Below are 25,207 nucleotides of genomic sequence, written 5' to 3' on the forward strand. Positions count from 1 at the left end.
AAGTCTTTATGTATTGTCTTCTGAAGGCATCTCATACAACTTTCAAACAAAGAATAGGAAGACAATCTGTTGATGTGTTCCCAGGTCAATTTGTGTTTGGACGGAAGGTTGCTTCAGTTGAAATGGGAATGAAAGAGTCAACTTTATGGGATTACATGAAAATCTTAAAAGAGGACGGAGTCATCAACATCAAATCCAACAACAAATTTAGCGTCGTAACCATTGTCAACTGGGTAACTTATCAGTCTGAAGAAATTAACACCGACAACAAACCCGACAGCAAATTGACAACAGATAGACAACAGATGGACACATACAAGAATGTAAAGAACTTAAGTAGTAGTGGTTGTAGTCAAAATGACGTGATTGAGTTCTATCATCAAAACCTCCAGATCGGAGTGACATCTTCTCCATATGTTTATCAGCAAATTGAACATTGGACTAATGACCTTAACTCAGATTTGGTTTTGGCAGCCATGAAGTTAGCAGCCAAGAAAGAGAAGAAGGGTTTTGATTATACAGAAGGCATCTTGAAGAAGTGGGTTGAGGCAAGAGTTCAAACCATAGATGATGCCAGGAAGTTTGAACAGTCATTTAAGCAAAATGGTCGAAAAGGAACGAAAAAAAGACCAAGCAAGGAGGATTTCGATTTAAGTGAATAAAAAACAGGTTTTTGAAATCATGACCCTATTTGAAAACGTGTTTAATAATTTCTACTTTGACCAGATGAAATTAGATACCTGGCACCGGTTATTGAAGAACAAAGATCCTGAAGTCATCTTGTATAACGCTGAAAGACTTGCACAGGAATCCAAATTTGTACCAACTATTTCTGAGCTCATTAATTATTCAAAAGAAGTGCCATCAGGTCCGGCAGTACCATCTATAGAAGAAACAAATGAAATGCTCAGAGAACGTGACAGGAACCGAAGGAATGCAGCAAGTCCTGAAGTACGGGAAAAGGCACTTGCTGAAATCAGAAAAATACTGAATATCCCCGATGAGGTGAACAACAATGAATCAACTGGTTGAAGAACCTCAAATTGTAAATGTGGAGGCAGAACAGTCGGTAATAGGAGCCATCCTCCTAGAAGGAGAACTCATCAAAGATTGCGTCTTGCAACCTGAACACTTTCACATCATTGAAAACAAAAGAATCTTCTGGGCAATGAAACGGTTAGATGAAAAAAGTGTCCCGATTGATTTAACCACTATCGCTGATTTAGTGGATAGTGACATAGGTAAAGTAGGGGGTGTCTCCTACATGCTAAAAGTGGCCGAGTCTGTACCGACTACTCGGAATTTCAAATTCTATGAATCTCTTGTACTTGAAAACTGGCGAAAAAGAAAGTCATTGCAACTGGCAAATGATTTTAAAAAACAACTTCTTGAAGAGGATCCACACGAAGCCATTCAGACTGTCATCAGTGAATTGATGAAGATGGAAGAAGCAGAGTCAGCAGAAGACGATGGAAGCATATTAGAAGAGCTCTATCAGTTATATGACCAACTAAGCACCCAAACAGATGAAATGACCGGGATACAGACTGGTTTTGATGACTTGAATAAGCTCACAGGTGGACTTCAGGAAAGCGACCTTATCATCATAGGGGCCAGGCCATCGATGGGGAAGACGGCATTTGCTCTAAATGTAGCCTACAATGCTGCTGAACAAGGTGATATCCCATGTATATTTTCCTTGGAAATGCCTAAGAAACAATTGCTAAAAAGATTGATATCGATTGCCGGCAATATAGATGCACAAAAGATGAAGAATGCAAGTGAAGATTTCACTGATCACGACTGGAAAAAGCTTTCACAAGCACTTGGCATATTAAACAGCCTTGACTTACATATCTTCGATAAGCCAAGTGTCACCGTGAATTATATATGGTCGAAGGTCCGAAAGGTGAAACGTGAGAACCCTGGTAAGAAGCTGTTGGTCATGATTGACTACCTGCAGCTGATCATAGGGAACGCGAGTTATAAAGGAAATCGACTCCAAGAAATCAGCGATATCAGCCGGACACTCAAAGCAATGGCGAGGGAGTTGGATGTAAACGTAGTTGCTCTTTCACAGCTATCCCGGGGAGTAGAACAACGGCAGGACAAGCGTCCGATGATGTCCGATTTGAGGGAATCTGGACAGATTGAGCAGGATGCCGATGTCATCGGGTTCTTGTACCGAGATGAATATTACTATAAGGATTCAGAGCTTAAAGGCATTACAGAATTAATTGTCAGTAAGCACCGGAATGGGCCAACTGGAACTGTGAAGCTTGGATTCATTAAAGAATACGGGAAATTCATTAACCTAGTCAGACAAGAAGAAATGAAATTTATGTAAAGAAGGTGTGAACATGATATCAACTGTACCGTATGGCCAGCTGAGAAGAGGAATTGAAGCCAAGATGGACTTTTACAAATGTGAGCTAATCAAAATGGATTACTTTAAAACTCCATGCGGCAAACAACTTTACGAATTAACATTATCGGAATTAGAACAAGTCTATGAAAATGAGAAAGCAAGGAGGAGAGCGTTATGAGATTTGTAGGTATCGATCCATCCACTAAGACGGGGTTTGTGGCCCTGGACGAAAGTGGGATGGTCCTTAGAGAAAAGGAATTAACCGGTGTAGGGAGTCAGGACCCGAAACGGATGATTACATTGATCAACGAAATTATTGCTCATGTAAAGCCAGGCGACATGATCTGCATTGAAGGTTTCCCATATAGCACCCAGAAGGCTATGTTTGCAGGGGGCTTGCATCACGGGATAAGGAACGAGTTATACAAAAGAAAGCTGACTTATTATGAGGTTGCCCCAAATGCAGTGAAAAAGTATGTAGGGGTGACGGGATGGACCGGAGAGAAAGGAAGCAAGAAACGATTGACAGGCCTGCAGAAAAAGAAAGCTGTTATGCAAGCAGTGATGAATGATTATGGGTACCAGCATAAAAGCGACAACGTAGTTGATGCGTATATACTAGCTCAAATTGCCGGTGATTTATTCGTGGTAGAAGAAACTGGAGAGTCAAGGCTTTCTGTCAATAAAGCTCAGGTTATTGAGTCAATCATCCAAGCCAAAGAAAATGTGAAGATGAAAGCATGAGTAAGCAATACAAGCCACTTAAGAAAATAGTCTTTGGGATGACAGAAACCACATTAACAAAAGTCATCGAAAGTCATCAAAATCGTGGATGGGTCAAATCGAGTGAGATCAAAGAGCACGGGTACGGCTTAGGATGCTTAATGACCTTCACAAAAAATAAACAATAAGGGAGCTAATAAAATGAGCAAAACTCAATTAAACGTATTTTTTAAGATGCAGCAAAAGGACGATAAGAAAGAAATCCTAAAGTTTGAAATAAAGGGACAGGAAGATGGAGACATGTCAACTACCGGATTATATGCACTGGCCGGAAGCATCATCTTATTTGAAATTGAAGGTTGTGCAGCTGGGGAAACGTCGGCCGAGTTCATGACCGTTCAGAGGGATTCCAAAAAAACATCAATGAAGTTTGCTATTAAAGGAGATTCTGAGAAGAAAGCCCAGGAGCTATATAAATACGCTGGCCGTAACGTGAACTTATCCATTCAGCCTTCTCAGATGAGTATCGAGGAGTTTTATGAGGGGAGTCAATACACGGTTGATGAAAACGGGAATGTGGATGTACCAGACAATCAGTTGAGTATTGAAGAAGTGGAATCAGAAGAAAATCAGGTTGAATGATGCAAGTAGTCATCGCTGATGATCGTCCGAAATGGCAGCAGATTGAAGATAGGGAGATGGCGTGCATCACCCTATCCAAAACTCTACATTTGGAAGAATATACATTTGTTGTACCTATGTCCAATCATGATTTTGAAACTTCCATATAATAAGTTGAGAATAGTGTATCGAGGTGTGTGGAATGAGAAAAATCCCTAAGTTAAGGAGAAACAATATTTATCTACCAAAAGAAATAATGCCACCAGAGAGCTGTGATATATATCCATTCAATTGTAATTGTCCTCCGGGTCCACCTGGCCCACAAGGAGAGCAGGGCCCACAAGGAGAGCAGGGCGCACAAGGAGAGCAGGGCGCACAAGGAGAGCAGGGCGCACAAGGAGAGCAAGGACCACAAGGAGAGCAAGGACCACAAGGAGAGCTGGGCCCACAAGGACCAGGGATTACACCTGTATATGGTTCAATATATTCAAACGGACTTACTGAAGCAGTCAGCGGAAATTTGATGACCTTTTCTAATATTGGGCCATATAGTGGTGTTACACCAATTCTTGGAACGACACAAGGAATAAGAATAAATAGTGATGGAGTGTACTCCATACATTATTCATTTATTGCTCAATTTCCAGCTTCAGCTTCAGTTGAGGTTGATATTCTAGAAACCTACGTTAGATTAAATGAGGGACCAATAAATTTATTGTCAGAAATACGATATTATTCTATTCCACCTTCAGATGTGATAAATAATACTTTTGCAAGAACAATTATGCTCTCATTAAATGAGAATGATCTTATCCAAGTGATAATAGACAGTGCAACTCCAGAAATAGGATACTTTAATAATATTTTAATGGTTGTGAAACAAGATAACTAAAATTTTGTCAATTAGAATTGAAAGAGGAGGAAGCTTAAATGGGAAAACAATTGTTCATGCTTCCTGAGATAGACAGAGAGAAAACAAAGGCAGCTGTTGAGTCTGCTTTAGAGAAATACCGCTTTTACTTGCTTATGGTTCCGGAAGATAAGCTCCCCAAAGTCACGGCAACTTATTCGCTCGTTCCTCCTTCATTTTCGAATGAGTTTCACTCATCGACTGAACAGATAGCAATAAAACGAATTGAATTGGAGATGGCGAGGGACAAACATATTGAATGGGTTCTAAGAGGTGTTAATCGGCTAAGTAAGCTCGAAAGAGAATTAATTTATAGGAGGTACCTTGAGGATGAAGAGGTATTTGATTATGAAATATATAATGATATGGGGATGAGTGAAAGAAGATATTATAGGTTAAAGGCTAGATTATTCTATAAGCTAGCCTTAATTTTAAAAATAGAGGTATATGTATAAAGGCCCTACAGTAGGGCCTTATTTTTTATTCATATAACTTAACAAGGTAGAAAAGAACTTTGGTACCTTGGTATTATTTGCGCTTGCTGTATAATTTGCGATTCTTATGCTGTAGATTATGGCAAGCCATACAGAATAGTATATATGGACGTTAACTATCTGTTTTTGAAATATATTTGGGTTAGGTAAAGCGTTCTGAAGATAAAAATGAATTGCAAAAAACACGACTATTCCAATCACATTTACAACGAACATTAAGGCTTTTGCTTGTAAAGTATGATCTTTTGCTTTACTACCTTTGATTTTTGTATTAGGCAGAATCCCAATCAAAGCGTCTGCTAATGCAATAATAAATAGTATTGCTAAGCCGTTTACTAGTTGACTTAAATCGAAATTACCAAAAGAAAGTGTGAAGCCAAGAATTAGAGTGGGGAAAATCTTGAAAGAAAACCCGCTAAATGATTCAACCAGTTCATTTTTGAATAATAAAAATGGAGTAGGTAAATTAAATGACATAGCAAGAGCACTTCCTTTCCCATAAGTACTTTCCTTACTATCTATATTCCCTTTTTCAGGACATTTATGCTCGTGGATCTCAAGATTCTTCTGTTTCTTTAAAACAATTTCTTTAATTAAGAACTCGTTTACAACAGTAAAATCATGTTCAACTAATTCTAAAGAATACCCCCTAATTTCAGAGGTGTTGGGAAATGGTAATACTTTTGCTTTTGAGGTTTTTATGTATTTTTTCTTGGATGCCCTTTTCACATCATACTGCTGATCACTTATTGTCATTTGCATCTATTTTCAAACCTCCTTGTGAAACCATAAACTCGTGACTTGTTATAAGTTCATTATTGTGATAAATGAGTATGGAATACATCCCTTCTTCTTCTATTTCAAATTCCCTAATATCTATAACATTCAATGCAAATTTTCTCTGTTCCTTTACGACAGGTCTTAGCTCGATTACAAAGTCTCTATCTGTAACGTTATTATCTTGTGGGTCTGTAATCCTTATAGAAACTTTTCTGTTCCCTTTTAAAGGTATAGAGTATTCGATACCTAAAACTAAATGGAACTCAATGTTTGTAGGGAAATCCCTTACCTCTAATTCCTCAAATGTATTATGGTAAGAAATTGTATCATCTTTATGGTGTGTTACGTCCTTGCAAGTGAAAATATACTTTGGAAATATCATTTTAGATCTACACACTTTCTTTTGTTTATTATTTAATTTTCTCTATAAGTATTGAAATTCCTTTATATATTAAAGAATTAATTGGAAAATGTCTAGAAAAAATGTAATATTTGTAGATTTGTGGAATGATAAATAAGGATATTCGTAGGCAGAATAATGGCATTATAAAAGCAGTGCCTTTCTTCCCAGAGGTGCTAATATGGTATTAACGAAATATTTCAAAGAAGGCTCCTTTCAGACGAAGGGAGCCTTTTCTAGTACAAAGACATTTGAATGGTCTGTTAAATCGAAACTGAGCCAATCTGAGTAGAAATTGAGGGTGATTGCCATGAGAATAATCGATCATCTAAGTGAAGAGCAGCTAAATAAGCTGAATGGCAGGAAAATGAAACAACCTAAACCAAAGAAAAAAGTTCATCATGAGCATGTGGACTGGGAAGAAATCATGGGTGTTAACCGGGATACATATCATAGAAAGGGAGGAGCAATTAGGAGGAGGTGACACTCCTTCAAATCTGAAAGAGTGTCAAAACTTTAGCCTTTTGGTGGATAAGGATCGTTTCCATAAGAATCTCTTCTTTGAATTTGACCATCTAATCCATGTATTACAAGTTCAAGTTTCTCTCTTCTGGCCGTTGCTCTTGATGAATCCTCAGCATCTTTTTTTGTTGAATGAATTGAAGAAGCTTTAGAAGAGCCACCTTTTTTTACTTGCCAACCACCGTTTGGATGTGGAGTAACGTGTATGGTTTTCGTCAAGTTTATCACCTCCTGTATTTTACATATTTCAACAAACAGGAAGGAATTCCCTTTTTTGTGTAGAAATTTGTAAATGAATAGGAGGTGGAGTTTTGAACTGTTTGAACTGTAACATTGAATTTAGTGAATCTGATATTGGAGTCATGGATGACTGGGATCTGCAACTTTGTGATGACTGTGAAGGGGAAGTGTGCAAGAATGAGGTTGGACTTTCAGACTGGGAGTTCCTAAAAAAACATCTAATCATTTTATCAAAAGGTGATAACTTTCTTACAGCCTTCTCAGCAAATGAAATCATAAAGAAGATGGATTCTATTGAAAGAAAAAAAGAATTAGGTAGGCTTTAAAGCATCTCGTAAATATGAGGTGCTTTTTTAATGCAATGCAGAGAAGTTCAAAGAACAACTGACCAGAGAGATTGGGGAGAACTCATGGGAACCAAGCAGGATACTTATGAAAGATTGAAAGGATAAAAATAAACAGATTCAAGTGCATATTACCTGAATCTGTTTCAATTCTTTTATGCTCTTTGATATCTATAATTATCTTTAATGAATGCAGCATGGTAGCCGCCTTTTGAACTTGCATTCATTAGATTTCTATAAATATTGTTGGGAACATTGAAGTACTTATAAGTACCATTATTAAACTGGATAAAAAGAGTGTTGGTTGCATCATCATATCCAACAGCAACTAAGTTTGAAGATTGAACTCTTTGCATTATCATATACATCACCTCCTCTCCTCTTCTCTTAAATTCGACAACACTTTTTTATCTCCTGTATTTAATTGGAAAAAAGTAGGTGAAATATGTCTGAATACAAAACCAACAGTCAGAAACGAAAATTCTACGACAGTAAGAGCTGGAAACTGATTCGAGAAGAAGTTAAGAAGCGTGACAACTATGAGTGTCAAGAGTGTAAACGGCAGGGCAAGGTAACCATTGATAAGAATGAGTTTAGTGAGAGAGCAAAGAGAAAGAAGATACAGTTGGTTGTTCACCATATCAAGGAGCTGGTACATAATCCTGATCTTGCTCTTGATGAGGATAACCTGGAGACAATCTGTGTGGACTGTCACAACAAGGAGCACGGAAGGTCATTTAAACATAAGGTTCCTAAATGGAACGACGAAAGATGGTAGGCCCCCCGGTCAAAAACTTTGGTAATTTCACATTGCTTGGGCACCGGGGAGGGGGCTCTGACGTCCAAAAAAATACTGAAAATCCCTTGTTATATTAGGGGGTCTAAAAAAAGAGGGGGGTGTTTTTGTGAGTGGGGCTGTCAAAATCACTGATTTAGAAAAACAGTTGTTGAATAGGATTGATCAGAATGATCTTATTGAAGTTGATAAAGTTAAGCGCTATATCGCTATTGTTAAGCAAATTAGGAAACTCCAATCGGCCATAAATAAAGACGGCGTAATGACCACAACCGTTAATGCTAATCAAGAATTCGTTAAAACAAATCCTGCAATAAATGAGCTCAATAAGCTCACAAAAACATTAATTTCTCTTGAAAAATCTATTAAGTTTTCAATGTGTGTTGATACTGTCGTGACAGAAGATGTGGAGAAGGATAATGACGAACCAGAAGTCAGTGATCTGTATTGATCCATCAAAAATATGTAGATGATTACATCGAGGCCTGGCGCAAGGGACTTATTATATTTAATCAAGAACGAATTGATTTGGTTAACCAACTTGAAACTGAAGTACTTAATCGCAATGATATTTACTTTGACGAGAAACAGATAGAGCAGTGTATTAATTATATCGAGAAATGGTATTTCAAGTTGGAATTGTTTCAGAAATTTATTATTGCTTTTTTATTTCTTAAGTTTAAAGAACGGGACAAATTATTCTACAAAGATATTGTTATTGTCATCGCACGTGGAAATGGTAAAAATGGTTTGATATCCGGCCTGGCCGATTATTTTATAAGTCCGGGTCATGGTATCGAAGGTTACAATGTTGATGTAGTGGCCAATAGTGAAGACCAGGCGCAGACATCAGTTAAAGAAGTTTATAACATGAAGGAGAAGAATAAGAACTTCATGAAGAACTTTTTCTCTTGGACAAAAACCATCATCCGGGGAAGGGCTACTTTATCGGAGTTCATGTTCCGTACCTCAAATGCCGATACTAAAGACGGCGGCCGCCCAGGGTGTTTGATTTTTGATGAGTGGCACATTTATGAGGATACAAAATTGATCAATACACTAAGCTCAGGTTTAGGGAAGGTCATGCATAGGAGAAGAATCTATATATCCACCAACGGCCATGTCCGTGGTGGTTTTTTTGATAAATTCATAGAACAGTGTCTAGAGGTTTTAAGTGGTGGCAGCAAACGGAAAAATAGGTTCGTCTTCATCTGCAAGATGGATAGCAAAGAAGAAGTGGATAATCCGAAACTTTGGGAAAAAGCGAATCCAATGTTCAGTAAGCCACGAAGTCCTTATGCTGAAGAGCTTTTTGACACCATAATGGATGAATATCTGGATCTTGAAGATGATCCATCTGGTCACCCTGAGTTTATGGCCAAGAGGATGAACCTTCCTCAAGAAGACAACACAGTGAAAATTGCCTCATGGAAAGACATTGAAGCTACAAATAGACCAATCCCTTATGATCGGTTGAGAAACAAAAAATGTATTGGTGCAATTGACTTTTCATTCATTAAAGACTTCACTGCATGCGGAGTATTATTCAGAGAAGGTGACGATTATATTTGGGACAGTCACCAATTTGCAAGGCGTGACTTTATTAAGGAAGCCAACTTGAAACCTCCGATTTTTGAGTGGGAAGAACAAGGGTTGATCACGCTACTGGATGAACCGGTTATTAACATCAAACACATGGTCAATTACTTCTGCCGGATGAGAGACCTATATGGCTTGGACACCATCATTGGAGATACCTTCCGATTGGATATTGTGAAACAAGCATTAGAGGATGCCGGGTTTACGGTTTTATATATAAGAAATCCGCATGCAATATACGCGAAGCTTGCTCCCAGAATTGAAATGCTCTTTGCTCAACAAAGAATAATTTATGGTGATAATCCATTAATGAGATGGAACACAAACAACATCGTGGTCAAAGTGAAAAATGACGGTAATAAAGATTTCGTCAAGAAAGATGAAGTGAGAAGAAAAACGGATGGGTTTTCTGCTTTTGTATATGCCATGTGGCAAGCTGATGAGTTGCTTGAAGAGGAAGTGGATTTTTACTTAGATAGTATCAAGTTTTAATGAAGGGGGTGATAAATATTGGGATTGTTAGATGTGTTTAAGAGAAACAGTGAACTGGGCTATATGTTTGATGTGGAAATGATCCCTGATGTTGTAGTGCGAGCTCATATGAAGCGTCTCGCAATTGAAACATGTGCCTCTTTTCTTGGAAGAACTATAAGTCAGTCTGAGTTTAGAGTGAAAAATGGGAAGTCATATGAGAAGGATGAGTTATACTATCGCCTAAATGTACGACCTAATAAGAACATGACTGCAAGTACCTTTTGGCAAACGGTGGTCCGAAAGTTGATTTATGATAATGAATGTTTAATTATTCAAGCAGATGATGAAGATCTACTTATTGCAGATGATTATGAGCACAGTGCTTTTGCCGTCAAAGAAGATATTTTTTCGAAGGTAAAGTTAAGAGGTTATGAATTCCAGCGGGTTTTCAAACAAAATGAAGTACTTCATCTAAGGTACACAAATGAGAAACTAACTCCATTAATCGATGGCTTGTTCGCTGATTACGGAGAGTTATTCGCTCGAATTTTAAATGCTCAAAAAAGAAAAAATCAAATCCGCGGCACCGTGGACATGGATATGCTTAGTGCTAAAACTCCCGAACATCTTCAAAAGTTCCAGGAGTTTATAGACAACATGTACAAGGCCATAGGAGAAAAGGATATCGCTATTGTCCCGCAGCAAAAAGGTACGAAATATGATGAGAAATATGATGGAGCCGCCAACGGACCGAGTGTTGATGAAATCAACAAAGTAACCAACGGTTTCTTAGATCAAGTGGCCATGGCCTTAGGGATCCACATTAGCCTTATTCGTGGAGATCTTGCAGATGTAGAAAAGCACACAAAGAACTTTATGATGTTTACCGTCAGTCCTCTCCTAAAAAAAATAGGTGATGAAGGAAACTCAAAGTTTCTTACTAAGGAAGAATACTTGGATGGACGACGTTTAGACATAAGGCAAGTTTCTTATCAAAGTGTATTTGACCTGGCAAACTCTATCGATAAGCTTATTTCAAGTGGTGCATTTACTGGCAATGAATTGCGGGATGAAGCAGGATGGGAGCGGTCTGATGATCCGAAATTGGATAAGCACTATATCACGAAGAATTATCAAGAAATGTATTCCGCTGAAGGAGGTGATGATGAATGATAAATATGAATAAAGAAGATTTCTTGAAAATGTTCAAAAACCAATCATATATTGAGCAGTTGAAGGATATCCCTCAAAAATTTAATGTTGTTCACAATGAAGAGACAAAGACAACTGATATTACTATTTACGGTGTAATCGGCACATCTTGGTGGAGTGATAGTTTCTCGGCTACTGATATGGATAATGCACTAAATGAAGCCGGAGATAACGATATTAAAGTCCACTTAAACAGTCCTGGTGGAGATGCTTTTATGGGTATTGCCATATATAATCGTTTGAAACGCCACAAAGGAAAAGTTTCAATATACATTGATGGGTGGGCGTGCTCAGCTGCTTCAGTTATTGCAATGGCGGCTGATGAATTAATCATGGGTCTTGGTTCAATGTTAATGATTCATGAAGCGAGTAATATTGTATGGGGATCCAAAGCTGATATGCGAAAAGAAGCCGATATTCTTGATGAGCTCGAAGAAGGAATTATCGACATCTACATGACAAAAGCGAAAGTCACCCGTGAAGAAATTCGCGAAAAGGTTGATTCTGAAACTTGGTTTAGTGCAAGGAAGGCATTAGAGATTGGGTTTGCAAGTATGGCTGAGGGTGTGGAACCTGATGGAGACAACATTGTTACCAATTCAGTTATGGATGATCAGGAGAAACGCCAGATCATTAACGAGTTGAAAAGCACATTAAAACCAAATACCCAAAGTCAAGAACCTTCTCCAGTTCCTGCTGCCGCGGTGAACAATGGGAAAGGTTCTTTTAATTTACTTAAAAAATGGAGGTAACAAATTATGGTCATTAAATTCAAAGGGAAAATGGAAAACTTTGAAACTAAAAAGCAAGCATACATGAATGTTATGAAAGATGAGAACTCATCTCCTGAGCAGCTGGAAACAGCATTCAGTGAAATGTTCACAGCCCTGCAATCTGATTTGACGGAGCAAATTTCAAATGAAGCACGAAACGAAGTGCATGATGCACAAATTCTCGCTGCACGTGGTCAAAATGTCTTAACCTCTACGGAGCGTACATTCTTCAATGAAGTTATTGCAAGTGAAGGTTTTGCTGAAGACACAATCTTGCCAGTAACCACTCAAGAGCGTATTTTCGAAGATCTAGTAACAGAGCATCCACTACTTGAAGCAATTGGCTTAAAGGATCTTGGAGCGGTAACTCGATACATTTACTCTGATGCAAATAAGGCCTATGTTTGGGGTGCCCTGTTCGGCGAAATCAAAGGTCAAATCTCAGCTGCATTCCGTGAAGAACAAATTGGTCAATTGAAGCTCACTGCATTTGCCGTTATTCCTAAAGACATGTTGGATCTAGGACCGGAATGGGTTGAGCGATACGTTCGCACTGTGCTTGTGGAATCTTACTCCGTTGGATTAGAATATGGTCTTGTTAAGGGTCGTGGACCAACACAAAATGAACCTATCGGGTTAATGAAAGATGTGGATCCTGATACAGGTGCGGTAACAGCTAAAACTTCAAGTGGCACACTGACATTCGCTCCTTCCGAAAGAGGAGAGGTTGTTGCTAAAGAATTAGGTGGCGTTGTAGTGGCTTTATCAAAAGACGCTAAAGATAAGGCTCGCAAAGTATTAAACAAAGTTATCATGGTCGTCAATCCAGTAGATGCAATTAAAGTACAAATCGGTAACACAATCCAAACTGCGAATGGCCAATGGGTGACAACATTCCCATATAACATTTCACCACTTGAATCTGAAGAGGTTCCAGAAGGAAAAGCGTTGTTCTTTGTAAAAGGGACTTATCTTGCTGCTATTGCTGGTGGATTTAAAATCAATAAGTTCGATGAGACGTTAGCCATTGAAGATGCTCGTTTATACACAATGAAGCAATTCGCAAACGGGAAACCGAAGGACAATAAATCTGCACTTGTGTATGATCTCGACATTTCTTTCACTACCGAAACACCGTCAGTCTAAATTTCTATTGAAAGGAGCTTAGTAATTGATGAGAAAGTATAAAGTTGTAAATGATTTCACTGATCTTAAAGATAACAAGAAGAAATATAAGGCAGGGAAACCCTACCCAAGAGAGGGATACAAACCTACAGTAGAACGGATAGAAGAATTATCCGCGGTCCACCCGAAATATAAGCGTATTTTCATTGAAGTAATCGAGGAATCGAATCCTGAAAATGATGAAGAAAAGGAAAAAGATGAGATTAAAGCTGAACTAGAGTCTCTAGGGGTTTCATTCCATCCAAACACAGGCCTGGAGAAGTTGAGAACTAAGTTAGAAGAAGCGAAAGCGGAGAAAGAAGACAAGGAGTGATGTAAGTGAACATCACGGATGAGCTCCTAAAGAAGTTTAAGGACAAAATGCACATCACCCACTCAAGTGAGGACGACAATTTAAAAGAACTGTTGTCCTTTTCTATTGTGGCCATAAGAAGTAACTGCGGAGAGTTCGTCGTTGAAGGCACAACCGATATAGATATCCGGGCAAGAGAATTAGTATTGGAGCGTACCAGATATCTTTACAACGATGCAATTGAATACTTTGAAGATAATTTTTCAAGTGAACTAAACAGTCTCGGGCTTTCCATCGCATTAAAAGAAGGTGATGAAAATGCAACCGTTTAAATACAAATCCCCGCGAGTAAAAAGCGGGGATTTAAGAACACCGATCACCTTTTATAAATATGGGGCTAATGACGGACCATTACCAGGAGAAAAAGAAACAGAGATTGAATATAAAGCCTGGGCAAAGATTGATACGGTTTGGCTGAAAGATATGGAAATAGCAAAATCAAACGGTACCCTTTCTGACTTAACGATTACCATCAGAGATCCACTTGCAGATTTCATTCCCAATAATAAACACTATATTTCTATTGATGCTCCTGAATACCAGGACAGGAGATATAACGTTAAGCATGTACAGCCTGACCTACAGAGTCATTCTTTTATTAACGTGATTGCGAGGTTAGTAGAATGAGTGTAAATGTATCAGGTTTGGATAAACTTCTTGCTGAATTAGAAAATCGTTACGGCAAGGCGAATGTGCAAAGGATTAGCGATGAGGCTCTCATAAGAGGCGCAAATGTATTTATCAAACACTTAAAAAGTGAGTTTGCATCATTCAAAGACACGGGAGCGTCCATAGAAGAGATCGCTTTCTCCTACCCAACTTGGGACGGAGATGTAAGAACAGTTAAGGTCCATTGGAAAGGGCCCCATGGTCGTTATCGGATTATACATTTAAATGAATTCGGAACAATCAAAAATCCTAATCCTCGAGGTAAAGGTGCGATTGCTCGCGTTATGGTCAATGCAGAAAATGCTTATCGTAAAGCAATCAGGCAAGCAGTCGTGGAGGGGATTAAATGATCTACAAGATATATAACGCGCTCCTTGCAGACCCAGTTATTAATACAATGGTAAATGGACGAATTAAATTTTATGAGTACCCAGCTTCAGGCGATGTAACCGGTCCGTATATCATTATTGATCCCCTTTCACCTCCACTGGCTGGGGATTTCGCAGATAATAAATGGTTAACAGACTCATATTTGTTCCAAATAGAGGTATGGTCAAAAAGTCTTGAAGACACCACCACATGCGCGAAGCAAGTAAGAAATGTTATGTGGAAAATACTTGGATTTTCTGAATTAAGCACCGGAGTAGATGAATATGATTCAGATTTATCAATTTATCGTGTTGCCAGGAGATACAAAGGAAAAGAATACGTTGAATAGTCAAAAGGAGGGCTAATCTATGGCCGAAAAAAACTACAAAGCAACAACCGGTGTAGATGAATTTTATTATGCAGTCTTAGATGAAACTAAAGCTGCTGTTATCACCGGGTCAGTAGAAAGAGTTGAATTCCTTCAAAATATCACCGTTGAAATGCCACAAACGGCGGTAAGAGCTTATGGAGATAATAAAACTGCCGAAATTGCAGTAGCAGCAGGGAATATTACAGTAACCGGAGGATTTCATAAGCTGCCGATCGAAGATAAAAAAGTTCTACTCGGCTTAGAGTCTACAGCAGAAGGGCTTCATTCATATGGAAGTGAAGATTCGCCACCTTACGTAGCTTGTGTATTTGCTAAGACAGCAGAGGACGGAAGTAAAGAATGGGTTGGCCTAACTAAAGGTATTTTCCTACGTCCATCCATTAACGGTCAAACCAAACAGGGGGAAACTCAGTTCCAAGGAGAACAAATTTCTGCTGAGTTTATGGATCGTGATGTAACAGGTTTCGAAAAAGAAAAGTCCGTTGTATTTGGCTTTGATGAAAGTGGAAACGCTACTCAACGTGACGCTTTATTCCAAGCAGTGTTTGGAGCAGCATATCCAACTGCTACTCCAGAAGTATAATTTTATCTAGATGGAAGTTTTGTTATAAATCTAAAAAGCGGGCTACGGCCTGCTTTTTTATTATATAAAGGGGAGAAAACACATGGCAGAATTAAAAAGAAATATGATCGAGATTGTGAAAGAAGTTAAAGAAGGCGAGTTAGTCTCTGAAAGATACCTTACCCCTATTTTCATTCCTCTATCAGTGGTGTATGAAGCCATTGACCTAGCATCAGATCTAAGTGACAAGAATCAAAGTGAAAAAGACATTATTGATAAATTGCTGGATTTTGTAGCAAATAAGGTCTATAAGGGGCAATTCACAAAAGATGAACTATTCAACGGACTTCATGGTCCGGATGCCAGTACTTTGTTATGGGAACAACTCCTTTTCGTTACCCAAGGGATGCAAACGGAAGAAACAAAAAACTTCCTGGCGAAGAAACGTTAAGGGATGAGGACTTTTCTTTCGCTAAACAAAAAGAGTATTTAGATAAACTCATCCGAAATTTAATGGAAAATGGTAAGGACATTAACGAAGTTTTAAATATGCCTTACCATTTTTTAATTGATTTGTTAAAAGAAAAAAGCACAAGTGAGCATAAAGCTAGATCTTTAATTGCTGCATTTGGTGGATGATTAAAATCTTCTAAAGAAGGGGGGATAATACGTGACCGAAAAAATCGAAGGATTGTCGATAGGATTAGACTTAGACACCCTTAAAATAAATAACGGACTGACCGATTTACGTTCGAAAATGCGATTGGTCAATTCTGAAATTAAAGCGAATCTTTCTGCCTTTGATCGAGGAGATAAATCAATTGGTAAGTACCAAACCACGTTGCAAGGGTTAAACAAAAAGCTCGAAGTGCAAAAATCCATTACAGATAAGGCATATAAGTCATATCAAAAAATGGTCAAAGAGCATGGAGAAGGCTCTAAAGAAGCTGAAAAGGCTGCAAAGGAGTATAACAACCAAGTCGCAACCTTAAACAACTTAGAGAGGTCTGTACAAAGAACTACAAGAGAACTAAATGACTTGCAAGAACAACAAAGAAATACGACATCAGGAATGACTCAACTTGGACAAAGATTAGAACGAACAGGTACACAATTAACAGGTATAGGGAAAAAGATGTCCATTGGAGTAACTGCTCCTTTAACAGCAGCGGCTTTTGCGGCAAATCGCGCTTTTTATGAGGTGGAAGAAGGACTTGATAATGTCATTAAAGCTACCGGTGCGACTGGAGAAGCCCTTGAGGGATTAAAGACCTCATTTAAGAATGTGTACGGGAAGTTCCCAGTAGAGTCTGCCGTGCTTGGAGATGTATTAGGAGAAGTTAATACTCGTTTCGCATTTACAGATAAGGCTCTTGAGAAAGCAACTGAAAAGTTTTTGAAATTCGCTGACATCACAGGTGTTGAAGCGAAACAAGGTGTGCAATTAGTGGCAAGAGCGATGGGCGATGCCGGTATTGAAGCTGAAGATTATGCTCGAGTATTGGACATTGTGGCTTCGTCAGCACAAGTCACCGGAGTTAGTGCAGATAAGCTACTCGAATCTATTACCAAATACGGAGCTCCTATGCGAGCTTTAGGAATGGAGATGGAAGAAAGTGTAGCCCTATTTGCAAGTTGGGAAAAGGCTGGTGTTAATGCCGAAATAGCCATGTCAGGTTTAAAACAGGCTATCTCTAGGTGGGGTAAAGATGGAAAAGATGCCAGGGAAGAATTTAAGAAAACATTAAAAGAAATCGAAAAAGCACCTAACATAGCTAAAGCAACGTCGTTGGCTATTGAAGCGTTTGGAGCAAAAGCAGGACCAGATTTAGCAGATGCTATTCAAGGTGGAAGGTTTGAGTTTGAGGAACTATTAAAAACACTTCAAAGTTCAGAAGGAATCGTTGATCAAACTTTCGATAGTACTCAAAAAGGAGCTCAAAAATTTCAGGTTGCTGTTCAGAAATTAAAAATTGCCGGTGCGGATCTTTGGAAAGTCGTTGAAGCGAACCTTGTTCCAATATTGGAAGATTTGACAGACAAAGTTGAAGACGGTGTCAATTGGTTTGAATCTTTATCCGATGAATCCAAAACTGCAGCAATTCAATTTGCTGGATTAGCAGCGGCAACCGGTCCGGCCTTGATTGCAATAGGTGCCATGAGTACCGGTGCTGGAGCATTATTTAAAACCGTATCTCCATTAGTGTCAATGCTCGGTAAAGGTACTGGCCTTACTGGAGTATTAACCAAAATCCCTGGACCTGTTGGTTTGGTTACTGGAGCCTTGGTTTTGGGTACAGCTGCTTTTATCGGGATTAAAGAAGCTGTAGAAAAGGCTAATGAAGTTGATATAAAACATACCGATACTTTAATCAATAAGCAGAAAGAACTTGAAAATTCAGTAGATAGGTATGAAAGTCTTCGAGATAAAATTGAATTGAACAACTACGAGCTTGCTAATTATCTTGATTTACAAGACAAAATAAAATTATCTTCAGATCCCAAAGCAATAGAGAGCTATAAAAATAAAATGGATGCTCTCCAAATAAAGTCAGGATTGACCAATGATGAGTTAAGTGAATTCTTATCATTAGATAAAAATATAAGGGAAAATGCTCCGCAAACCGTCGCAAAAGTTTCCGAATACGGAAACGCATTTATTGATTTAAGCGAAGATTTAAAACCTGCCTTAGACAAACAAAGGGAATTCATAAATAATCAACTCCAAATCGAAAAAGATAAGGCGTATGACAGCATAAAAGAAGCTGCAGACAATTATTTAGAAACACAAGCGAAGCTTAATGCCACTATTGAAAAACACAATGAAAAACTTTTAGAACAAGCCACTTTGAGACAGCAAGCAAAAGAATTAGAAGAGCTCATCCAAGAAGCTGAATCTAATGGCGATATTGCTAGGGCGGAGCATTATAAACGTGAGCAAGATGCGTATAAAGAAAAAGCCAATAATATGCAAAGTGAGATCGATAGGCTCTATGATGGTTTTGTAATTGAACAGCAAAGATTGGGAGGCTTAAAAAGCCGTGTCTCGGAAGAATCAAAAATTTATGATCAGTTAGTAGAACAAGAACTTAAGATGATTGACATTAATGGGAAATCTTCCGAAGCAATTAGTCTAATCGATTCAAAGATAAACAAACTTTCTCAAGAAAAATCAACATTAGATGCCAATTACAGAAATGGTCAATTAACAAATGCGGAATATCAAGAACAAAACAATAAATTGAATGAGCAAATATCAGTCTTACGTGACAGTCGCGGAAGAATTGTTGACATAAAGAGTGAACAAGGTGAAGTGACTAATGAGTTACTTAGGCAAATTGAAAAAGGTGGAAATCTCAATACGATCCTCGACAAAGACCACATTAAAGAAGTGAATATTGATGACAAAGGTGGAGCTGCAAGACTTCAGCGAGACGCGGAAAGAGGCGCACGTAAAAACGTAAACGTTAGCGATAATGGAGACAACAAAAAAATACAACGTGATGCTGAAAAACGGGCAACTAAGGGTGTGAAATTAACACTACTTAATACGCTGGATAGTCTTATTGCAAGTACCATAAATGTCGGTGTAAACCTTCTTGGAATAGGTCGAAACGCTAAAGGAACGAAAAACTGGCGTGGGGGATTAACTTGGGTTGGAGAAGAAGGACCTGAATTAATTCATCTCCCAAAAGGATCTAAAGTTATTCCAAATCCTGAATCAGAGAAAATATTGAAGAATTGGAATGTACCTACTTCAACAGCTAAAGACACAGACGCTAGACGTTTTGCTACTGGCGGTCTAATCAATTCAAGCGGATTTTATGAACTAGCTGAGGGTGGGTGGCCAGAATGGGTAATACCAACTGATCCAGTTCGTAGGACAGACGCAATGAAACTTTTGGCTTTAGCCGGTCAAGATATTTCAGGGAATAAGAGGCCAAGTCAACTACCTTCCGTTTCTGAGGGAGGCAGTCAAGACACAATAAAATTATTATTAGAAGCTACTCTCAAACAGAATCAGATCCTCATGAGGATTTTGGAGAAAGAAAATTCTACAGGAACGATTGACTTTCGGACTCTTGCACAAATACTCTCTAAGCCTATGCAAGATATCATGAATTTTAATAATGGCAGAACTCAGAGTTTTAGAGGGGAGGCATACTAATGTTGTTTTCATTTTCCTTTGATGGTATCAAAAAAGAATATGTCATTTGCGAAATGGGAAAGAGACGGTCAGCCTTTGCCCCTATTAAACGCAACTTACTTTACGTGCCTCATAGACCAGGTGCTCTTATTGAATCCACCACACGGGACATTAGAGTGATTGAACAGCCGATTACCATAAACGGGAAAGACAGATACGATGTTAGACGGTTAGAAGAAGATCTTGCAGATTGGTTAATAACAAGCGATTCAAAGCCTCTTATATTCGATGACGAACCTGACAGAATCTACTATGCCGTAGTGGATGGTTCCTTGGACATTGAAGATATGGCTAGGTTTGGTAAGGGTACGATTACATTTATATGCGCAGATCCCAATAAGTACGGTGAGTACCACGGAAATCTATATACTAATTTCACCTCTCCAATACTCTTAAGAAACAATGGAACAGAAAGTACACCACCTTCATTCCGATTCGTATTATCCAAGCCTACTTCGTTTTTAGATATTATCGGGGATGAAGACTATATGCGAATCGGCCAACCTGTTTCTGTAGATGAGACGCCATTTAACAAGTATACAAGGTTACTGACTGGCAATGGAGAAAATATGACAGGTTGGTCGAGCGCGTTATTTTCTCCTGATGGAGGCACTAATTCCGGAACCATGCTTGCAGATGGATATGACTACTACGTTAATGACTTTGGATCAGGAGCATCCTGGCATGGACCAACACTATCGAGATCCACTTCTCAAGTAGCTTCGGATTATCTAGTTCGGGCATATTTTAATGTTGGAAATGATTCGAAACAACGAGCAAGAACCGAAATATATTTGTTGAATTCATCCAGTGAAGTGATTGGAAAAATTGCTGTGGTGCTAAGGAAATCAACTGGCGGTGTAGATGTTGAAATCAACCTAAGAAACGGCCAAAACAGTAAGTATATTGTGTCTAAGGATTGGAAGTACTCAGACTTCTTCGGGTATATGGACATAATGAAGGAAGGGCAAAAATTTGTTATGTCTATATCCCAACAAGGAATAAATGGTGATGGTTCTAACTATACAAAACATAAAGAAGAGTTTCCCTTTAATGATTTGAACAATGAATTTCAAGCAGATTTAGCTGCAATTGGAATGCATATTGGGACACACGGAAGCTCTCCTACTCCTACAAAAGCAAGAATCAGATTAGTTGAAGCTTCTAAAATTAATCAACAGTCTAAAGGTGTCCCATATATCGGAGATGTTGGTGATGTATTCGAATTCAATATGGCCAGTTCTGCAATTAAAAAGAATGGAGAAGAGTTTACCAAAAAAGACTTTGGTGCTCGCTTTTTCCATTTGAAAAAAGGGGACAATGCATTTGTTGTTAATCCTTCAGATGCTATTGCCGAGTTGAAAGTTGATTGGAGGGATGCTTACAAATGAGTATGATCCACCTCCTCCATCATCAAACCGATAAAATTGTAGGATGGATTTCAAATGTTACAGTGGATAGTCACCAACTCTCGATTACAAACGAAGAGACCTTTGATTTCACAGTCCCCTTTACAGAAAAAGGGGTAGAAAAGTTATCAGAGAAGAGAAGGATTATTATTCCTTCTGAAGATGGTGACTATCGTGAGTTTATTGTAGAGCAATCAGAGGAATATACCGGTTCTAACTCTGTAGAAGTGAAATCAATTGGTTCTTTCATAGAATTAAAAAAGCTAAAATGGATCCCTCCTCAAATATTGGAGGGACAAACTGCTGAAAATGCAGGTAAATTCATTCTTGAGGGTTTACCATGGGAGATTGGTATTGTTGAATATAGCGGTATCCGAAAATGGACAATTGAAAAGGACATCAATGCTTATGACGCTTTAAAAGCAGTTGCATCTCTTTTTGATTGTGAATTACGCTTTCGTGTTGTTGTAACCGGAAGTGAAGTGGTAGCCAGGTATGTTGATATTGTCAAAAGAGTTGGTATGGATCGTGGAAAGGAAATTGTAGCTGGGAAAGATTTATTCGGCATTAGAAAAAGAGTAAATTACAACCGTATCGTTACTGCCCTAATTTGTTTAGGACCTGAACGAGAAGATGGTACCCGTTTAAGAGTTACAGTGACTGATGATGATGCTTACCAAAACTGGAATCAACAAGGGCAACATTTAATTGAGTTGTATGAACCTGAATCACAAGACCGAGACATGACTGAAGAAAGACTAACTCAATTAGGAAATACTGAGCTCAAGAAAAGGATTACGGCTGCTGTCGAATACGAAGTAGAAGGTGCAGCATTAGATCACATATTGGGTTACAGTCATGAAAAAGTTCGATTAGGTGATACAGCCAAAATTAAAGACGAAAAGTTCGTTCACCCTATGTATTTAGATTCTAGGGTTATTTTTGTTGACCGATCTATCTTTGATAAATCCAAGAAAACCTACAAACTTGGGGAAGTCATCGAGTATAAGAAAGAAGATGTTTTCCGTGTTTGGAAGGACTTGCAGGCTCTTTATGCAACGAAGGTCATTAAAGCACCCGATCCTCCTGAAGGTAAAATGAATATAATTTGGATTCAGACAGGTGGAAAAGTGTATGTTGCACATACTTGGAATGCCAGCACAGGTAAATGGGAGAAAATCACTCCAACAGAGGCAAGCGAGGTCGGTTCTTATACTCAAGAAGAGATCGATATCAAAGACCAAGCAACCTATCAAGATGGAACTTACTACTCTGACCAAGTTGCCCAAACTGCTCAAGAAAACGCAAAGCAATACACCAAAACTTATGCAGTCGATAAATCAATTTACACCCAAAAGGTACAGGATATAGAGGATGCCCTAACCAAGAAGGTTTCAAAACTTCTTTATGATAATGATCTTGCTATTTTACAGCAAGATATTGCCGATAAAGCTGAACTTGAATATGTAAATGGTCAATTGGTTTCGAAGGCTGATAAAGATAACACATACACCAAGACTGAGGTAAATAATCAACTGGATAGTAAAGTATCTAACACGGAATATACCACCGATCAGGACGGAATTGTTACGCAGCTGACAAACCACGATAGCAGGATTAATCAAACCGAGCAGGGTTTAACATCGAAGGTATCTCAAACAACCTATAATCAAAAGGTATCTTCATTAGAGACTCAGATCAGCCAAGCGAATACTTTAATTAAGCAGAACAGTCAGCAAGTTCAATTAAAAGCATCACAGTCTGATTTGGATACTTTGAAAGGTAGAGTGTCAAGTACAGAGTCTTCTCTTACGGTTCAAGTTGGTCTGATTGAGAGTAAAGTTTCGCAAACTGAATTTGAGAAGTTGCAGATAGGCGGTCGCAACTATGTACCTAATTCTACTAAATTTAAGCTTAATGGGAACGCGCCTGGTGTCATACCGACATTCACTCCAGAAGGTTATCTGCAAATTTTTTCACAGCCTGACAATGGGAATTATTGTGCTTTTTACTTCAGTGGTACCGAATGGAGTTCAGTAGAAGATTACTTTGTTGATGGTGAAGAAGTAACGGTTTCATTTGAAATGAAATCCCCAGACCACAAGAAAAACCCTAAAGTTTATGTTAAACCTACAATGTCATATTACCCTACTTTGAAAGGCAATATGGGAACGGGGTTTATTCAATTATCTGTAACAATGATTTGGAAAAAGGACAGTACTATTAACATGCACCTAGGGTTCTCTAATATTGTCGGAACCACGATAATAAGAAACATGAAAATAGAAAAGGGGAATAAATCAACCAGTTGGACTCCGGCACCCGAAGATACACAAGGGCAAATTGACGGGATATCAGGACGCATGAGTAGTGCAGAGACTACTATTACGCAAAATACTACTGCGATTGGATTAAAAGCTTCTCAATCTTCAGTTGATTCACTGGCAGGTCGAGTGTCTAATGCTGAGTCAAGCCTTATTGTCCAAGCTGGGCAAATCGCAAGTAAGGTATCAAAGACAGAGTTTGATAATTTAGAAATAGGTGGAAGAAACCTACTTAAAGACAGTAGAACTATAGTACCACAATCTAACAACAGTTCTAGCTATCCTATAAGCTGTGTTTTTCAAAGCGAGGGAGGTAGAGAGTTCTATAGGGTAAAAAGGACTAACACGACTGTTAATCCTCGTGTTATAAGCTTATACAATGGCATTACACCATCTAAAATTACTCAGGACATGAAGGGTAAATCCATCACCTTCTCCTTTCTAGTTAGAGCTAGTCATAATGTGTCTTTCTCTACAATGCACTACATGGATACTGATTTAGGAAAAATACCACTGTCTGGAGATGGTAAAACGACGCAGGTTAGCACTGAATGGAAAAGAATTAGTTTCACTTCTCAAATAGATACTGCCATTAGTAATATTAATGTTATTAGATTTTCACCCATGCAGTCTACCCTACCTGATGGTATCGTGGACAGCTTTTATCTAGATATATGTGAGTTTAAAATTGAAGAGGGTACAAAATCTTCGGCATGGACACCAGCTCCAGAAGATACACAAGAACAGATTAATATTGTATCAGGAAGAGTTACATCGGCTGAATCGTCCATCACGCAGCTCTCAAACCAAATCCAATCTAAAGTGGAGCAAACATCATTCAACGCCCTAAGTGGTCGTGTATCGACTGCTGAATCCACCATCACACAACAGGCAGGACTGATTGAACAAAAGGTTTCGAAAAATGGGGTTATGTCTGCAATCAGTCAAACATCTGAAGTCATTAAAATCGCAGCATCCAAGATTCAATTCGATGGAGCAATCTTCGGGCAGAATGCAAAATTTGCAGGTTCGATTGTCTCTACAGATGGAAACAACACCTTAAAGATTGATGGTGAATCCGTTTCTATCAACGACCGTGAAATATTTGATTCAGAAAGCACATTGCCAAGTATGTACGATGGAAACTTATCTTATCCAGTAGTCGCGTCGTATGGAAAAATGTATTTACAGGAAATCACATTCACAGTTCCATCCGGGATCCATTCTCCAGGATTCTATCTCGAAAAAACCTTGAATATTACCAACTATGTAAAAGTAGCCATTCCAGAAGTCAAGGGAGTCTTCTGCCAAGCGGTGGCCAAAGAATGGTATTCATATGAAAATGACAGTGCTCGAGTTTATGGTGGGGGAGATATCATGAGCACGAAGATCCGAATCTCACCTCATTTTCAATATACTACCGGAGGTCATACCGTGAAAGTATACATCATGCTTATAGGATATAGATAAGGGGGTTAATGAA

33 protein-coding genes are annotated in these 25,207 nt (G+C 38.6%); 29 read left to right on the top strand and 4 right to left on the bottom strand.

Going from position 1 to position 25,207, the window contains the following annotated elements; translation table 11 throughout:
* Positions 1 to 74: 74 nt before the first annotated feature.
* From LCL96_RS23580 to LCL96_RS04105, 10 genes are read left to right on the top strand one after another with little or no spacing between them, the layout of a single operon-like run.
* On the top strand, positions 75 to 662 hold the full coding sequence (locus LCL96_RS23580; protein ID WP_224940163.1) for a DnaD domain-containing protein: 588 nt from the start codon (positions 75 to 77) through the stop codon (positions 660 to 662).
* The gene (locus LCL96_RS04065; protein WP_224940164.1) at positions 655 to 1,032 is read left to right on the top strand and encodes a hypothetical protein; all 378 of its coding nucleotides are present in this window, start codon (positions 655 to 657) and stop codon (positions 1,030 to 1,032) included. The genes LCL96_RS23580 and LCL96_RS04065 overlap by 8 nt, the downstream gene beginning before the upstream one ends.
* On the top strand, positions 1,016 to 2,347 hold the full coding sequence (gene dnaB / locus LCL96_RS04070) for a replicative DNA helicase (RefSeq protein ID WP_224940165.1): 1,332 nt from the start codon (positions 1,016 to 1,018) through the stop codon (positions 2,345 to 2,347). Before LCL96_RS04065 ends, dnaB begins: the two co-directional genes overlap by 17 nt.
* 13 nt (positions 2,348 to 2,360) lie before the next feature.
* Complete coding sequence (locus tag LCL96_RS04075) at positions 2,361 to 2,546, top strand: Fur-regulated basic protein FbpA (protein ID WP_224940166.1); 186 nt, start codon at positions 2,361 to 2,363, stop codon at positions 2,544 to 2,546.
* Complete coding sequence (locus tag LCL96_RS04080; RefSeq protein WP_224940167.1) at positions 2,543 to 3,112, top strand: hypothetical protein; 570 nt, start codon at positions 2,543 to 2,545, stop codon at positions 3,110 to 3,112. The genes LCL96_RS04075 and LCL96_RS04080 overlap by 4 nt, the downstream gene beginning before the upstream one ends.
* Positions 3,109 to 3,279, top strand: a complete 171-nt coding sequence (locus LCL96_RS04085) for a hypothetical protein (protein WP_224940168.1) — start codon at positions 3,109 to 3,111, stop codon at positions 3,277 to 3,279. Before LCL96_RS04080 ends, LCL96_RS04085 begins: the two co-directional genes overlap by 4 nt.
* 13 nt (positions 3,280 to 3,292) lie before the next feature.
* Complete coding sequence (locus LCL96_RS04090) at positions 3,293 to 3,733, top strand: hypothetical protein (protein ID WP_224940169.1); 441 nt, start codon at positions 3,293 to 3,295, stop codon at positions 3,731 to 3,733.
* A complete protein-coding gene (locus LCL96_RS04095; protein ID WP_224940170.1) occupies positions 3,730 to 3,882 on the top strand; it encodes a hypothetical protein in 153 nt (50 codons plus the stop codon). The genes LCL96_RS04090 and LCL96_RS04095 overlap by 4 nt, the downstream gene beginning before the upstream one ends.
* A gap of 32 nt (positions 3,883 to 3,914) precedes the next feature.
* Positions 3,915 to 4,604, top strand: coding sequence for a collagen-like protein (locus LCL96_RS04100; protein ID WP_224940171.1), 690 nt, complete (start codon positions 3,915 to 3,917; stop codon positions 4,602 to 4,604).
* Positions 4,605 to 4,642: 38 nt separating this feature from the next.
* Positions 4,643 to 5,077: an ArpU family phage packaging/lysis transcriptional regulator gene (locus LCL96_RS04105; RefSeq protein WP_224940172.1), complete on the top strand. Its 435-nt coding sequence runs from the start codon at positions 4,643 to 4,645 to the stop codon at positions 5,075 to 5,077.
* A gap of 18 nt (positions 5,078 to 5,095) precedes the next feature.
* Here the strand turns inward: LCL96_RS04105 and LCL96_RS04110 are convergent, their stop codons facing one another.
* Both LCL96_RS04110 and LCL96_RS04115 read right to left on the bottom strand, forming a co-directional pair.
* A complete protein-coding gene (locus LCL96_RS04110) occupies positions 5,096 to 5,878 on the bottom strand; it encodes a hypothetical protein (RefSeq protein ID WP_224940173.1) in 783 nt (260 codons plus the stop codon).
* Complete coding sequence (locus LCL96_RS04115) at positions 5,859 to 6,278, bottom strand: DUF6941 family protein (RefSeq protein WP_224940174.1); 420 nt, start codon at positions 6,276 to 6,278, stop codon at positions 5,859 to 5,861. The genes LCL96_RS04110 and LCL96_RS04115 overlap by 20 nt, the downstream gene beginning before the upstream one ends.
* Positions 6,279 to 6,606: 328 nt before the next feature.
* On the opposite strand from LCL96_RS04115, the gene LCL96_RS04120 reads away from it, so the two are divergent.
* Positions 6,607 to 6,780: a hypothetical protein gene (locus LCL96_RS04120; RefSeq protein ID WP_224940175.1), complete on the top strand. Its 174-nt coding sequence runs from the start codon at positions 6,607 to 6,609 to the stop codon at positions 6,778 to 6,780.
* Positions 6,781 to 6,812: 32 nt separating this feature from the next.
* Here LCL96_RS04120 and LCL96_RS04125 read toward each other — a convergent pair whose 3' ends face one another.
* The gene (locus tag LCL96_RS04125) at positions 6,813 to 7,037 is read right to left on the bottom strand and encodes a DUF2188 domain-containing protein (protein ID WP_224940176.1); all 225 of its coding nucleotides are present in this window, start codon (positions 7,035 to 7,037) and stop codon (positions 6,813 to 6,815) included.
* Between the two features lie 92 nt (positions 7,038 to 7,129).
* Here LCL96_RS04125 and LCL96_RS04130 point away from each other — a divergent pair, with 92 nt between their 5' ends.
* The gene (locus LCL96_RS04130) at positions 7,130 to 7,384 is read left to right on the top strand and encodes a hypothetical protein (RefSeq protein ID WP_224940177.1); all 255 of its coding nucleotides are present in this window, start codon (positions 7,130 to 7,132) and stop codon (positions 7,382 to 7,384) included.
* Positions 7,385 to 7,557: 173 nt separating this feature from the next.
* Here LCL96_RS04130 and LCL96_RS04135 read toward each other — a convergent pair whose 3' ends face one another.
* A complete protein-coding gene (locus LCL96_RS04135; RefSeq protein WP_224940178.1) occupies positions 7,558 to 7,764 on the bottom strand; it encodes a KTSC domain-containing protein in 207 nt (68 codons plus the stop codon).
* Between the two features lie 83 nt (positions 7,765 to 7,847).
* Between LCL96_RS04135 and LCL96_RS04140 the strand changes: the two genes are divergently transcribed.
* The 17 genes from LCL96_RS04140 to LCL96_RS04215 all read left to right on the top strand — a co-directional run bounded on the left by LCL96_RS04140 (position 7,848) and on the right by LCL96_RS04215 (position 25,194).
* Entirely contained in the window at positions 7,848 to 8,180 is a 333-nt protein-coding gene (locus tag LCL96_RS04140; protein ID WP_224940179.1) for an HNH endonuclease, read from the top strand.
* Positions 8,181 to 8,307: 127 nt separating this feature from the next.
* Positions 8,308 to 8,649 carry a P27 family phage terminase small subunit gene (locus LCL96_RS04145; protein WP_224940180.1) on the top strand — a complete coding sequence of 114 codons (342 nt, stop codon included), beginning with the start codon at positions 8,308 to 8,310 and terminating at the stop codon, positions 8,647 to 8,649.
* Entirely contained in the window at positions 8,646 to 10,289 is a 1,644-nt protein-coding gene (locus LCL96_RS04150) for a terminase TerL endonuclease subunit (RefSeq protein ID WP_224940181.1), read from the top strand. Before LCL96_RS04145 ends, LCL96_RS04150 begins: the two co-directional genes overlap by 4 nt.
* 63 nt (positions 10,290 to 10,352) lie before the next feature.
* Complete coding sequence (locus tag LCL96_RS04155) at positions 10,353 to 11,444, top strand: phage portal protein (protein WP_224941287.1); 1,092 nt, start codon at positions 10,353 to 10,355, stop codon at positions 11,442 to 11,444.
* Positions 11,441 to 12,235, top strand: coding sequence for a head maturation protease, ClpP-related (locus tag LCL96_RS04160; protein ID WP_412103516.1), 795 nt, complete (start codon positions 11,441 to 11,443; stop codon positions 12,233 to 12,235). The genes LCL96_RS04155 and LCL96_RS04160 overlap by 4 nt, the downstream gene beginning before the upstream one ends.
* Before the next feature lie 6 nt (positions 12,236 to 12,241).
* Positions 12,242 to 13,402 (top strand): phage major capsid protein, encoded by a 1,161-nt coding sequence (locus LCL96_RS04165; protein WP_224940182.1) that lies wholly within the window; start codon positions 12,242 to 12,244, stop codon positions 13,400 to 13,402.
* 28 nt (positions 13,403 to 13,430) lie between these two features.
* Positions 13,431 to 13,754, top strand: coding sequence for a hypothetical protein (locus LCL96_RS04170; protein ID WP_224940183.1), 324 nt, complete (start codon positions 13,431 to 13,433; stop codon positions 13,752 to 13,754).
* Between the two features lie 5 nt (positions 13,755 to 13,759).
* A complete protein-coding gene (locus LCL96_RS04175) occupies positions 13,760 to 14,065 on the top strand; it encodes a phage gp6-like head-tail connector protein (protein ID WP_224940184.1) in 306 nt (101 codons plus the stop codon).
* Positions 14,052 to 14,420, top strand: coding sequence for a head-tail adaptor protein (locus LCL96_RS04180; protein ID WP_224940185.1), 369 nt, complete (start codon positions 14,052 to 14,054; stop codon positions 14,418 to 14,420). Before LCL96_RS04175 ends, LCL96_RS04180 begins: the two co-directional genes overlap by 14 nt.
* On the top strand, positions 14,417 to 14,812 hold the full coding sequence (locus LCL96_RS04185; protein ID WP_224940186.1) for a hypothetical protein: 396 nt from the start codon (positions 14,417 to 14,419) through the stop codon (positions 14,810 to 14,812). The genes LCL96_RS04180 and LCL96_RS04185 overlap by 4 nt, the downstream gene beginning before the upstream one ends.
* Positions 14,809 to 15,180 carry a DUF3168 domain-containing protein gene (locus tag LCL96_RS04190; RefSeq protein WP_224940187.1) on the top strand — a complete coding sequence of 124 codons (372 nt, stop codon included), beginning with the start codon at positions 14,809 to 14,811 and terminating at the stop codon, positions 15,178 to 15,180. The genes LCL96_RS04185 and LCL96_RS04190 overlap by 4 nt, the downstream gene beginning before the upstream one ends.
* A gap of 19 nt (positions 15,181 to 15,199) precedes the next feature.
* Positions 15,200 to 15,805 carry a major tail protein gene (locus tag LCL96_RS04195; RefSeq protein WP_224940188.1) on the top strand — a complete coding sequence of 202 codons (606 nt, stop codon included), beginning with the start codon at positions 15,200 to 15,202 and terminating at the stop codon, positions 15,803 to 15,805.
* 82 nt (positions 15,806 to 15,887) lie between these two features.
* Entirely contained in the window at positions 15,888 to 16,235 is a 348-nt protein-coding gene (gene gpG / locus LCL96_RS04200) for a phage tail assembly chaperone G (protein WP_224940189.1), read from the top strand.
* 62 nt (positions 16,236 to 16,297) lie between these two features.
* A complete protein-coding gene (gene gpGT / locus LCL96_RS23680) occupies positions 16,298 to 16,423 on the top strand; it encodes a phage tail assembly chaperone GT (protein ID WP_412103517.1) in 126 nt (41 codons plus the stop codon).
* 31 nt (positions 16,424 to 16,454) lie between these two features.
* Positions 16,455 to 19,952, top strand: a complete 3,498-nt coding sequence (locus LCL96_RS04205; protein ID WP_224940190.1) for a phage tail tape measure protein — start codon at positions 16,455 to 16,457, stop codon at positions 19,950 to 19,952.
* Positions 19,952 to 21,382, top strand: coding sequence for a distal tail protein Dit (locus tag LCL96_RS04210; RefSeq protein WP_224940191.1), 1,431 nt, complete (start codon positions 19,952 to 19,954; stop codon positions 21,380 to 21,382). Before LCL96_RS04205 ends, LCL96_RS04210 begins: the two co-directional genes overlap by 1 nt.
* Positions 21,379 to 25,194, top strand: a complete 3,816-nt coding sequence (locus LCL96_RS04215; protein WP_224940193.1) for a phage tail spike protein — start codon at positions 21,379 to 21,381, stop codon at positions 25,192 to 25,194. The genes LCL96_RS04210 and LCL96_RS04215 overlap by 4 nt, the downstream gene beginning before the upstream one ends.
* The last annotated feature ends 13 nt before the right edge of the window (positions 25,195 to 25,207 follow it).

The sequence above is a fragment of the Rossellomorea aquimaris genome (genome assembly GCF_020172085.1).
GTDB lineage: Bacteria > Bacillota > Bacilli > Bacillales > Bacillaceae_B > Rossellomorea > Rossellomorea aquimaris_E.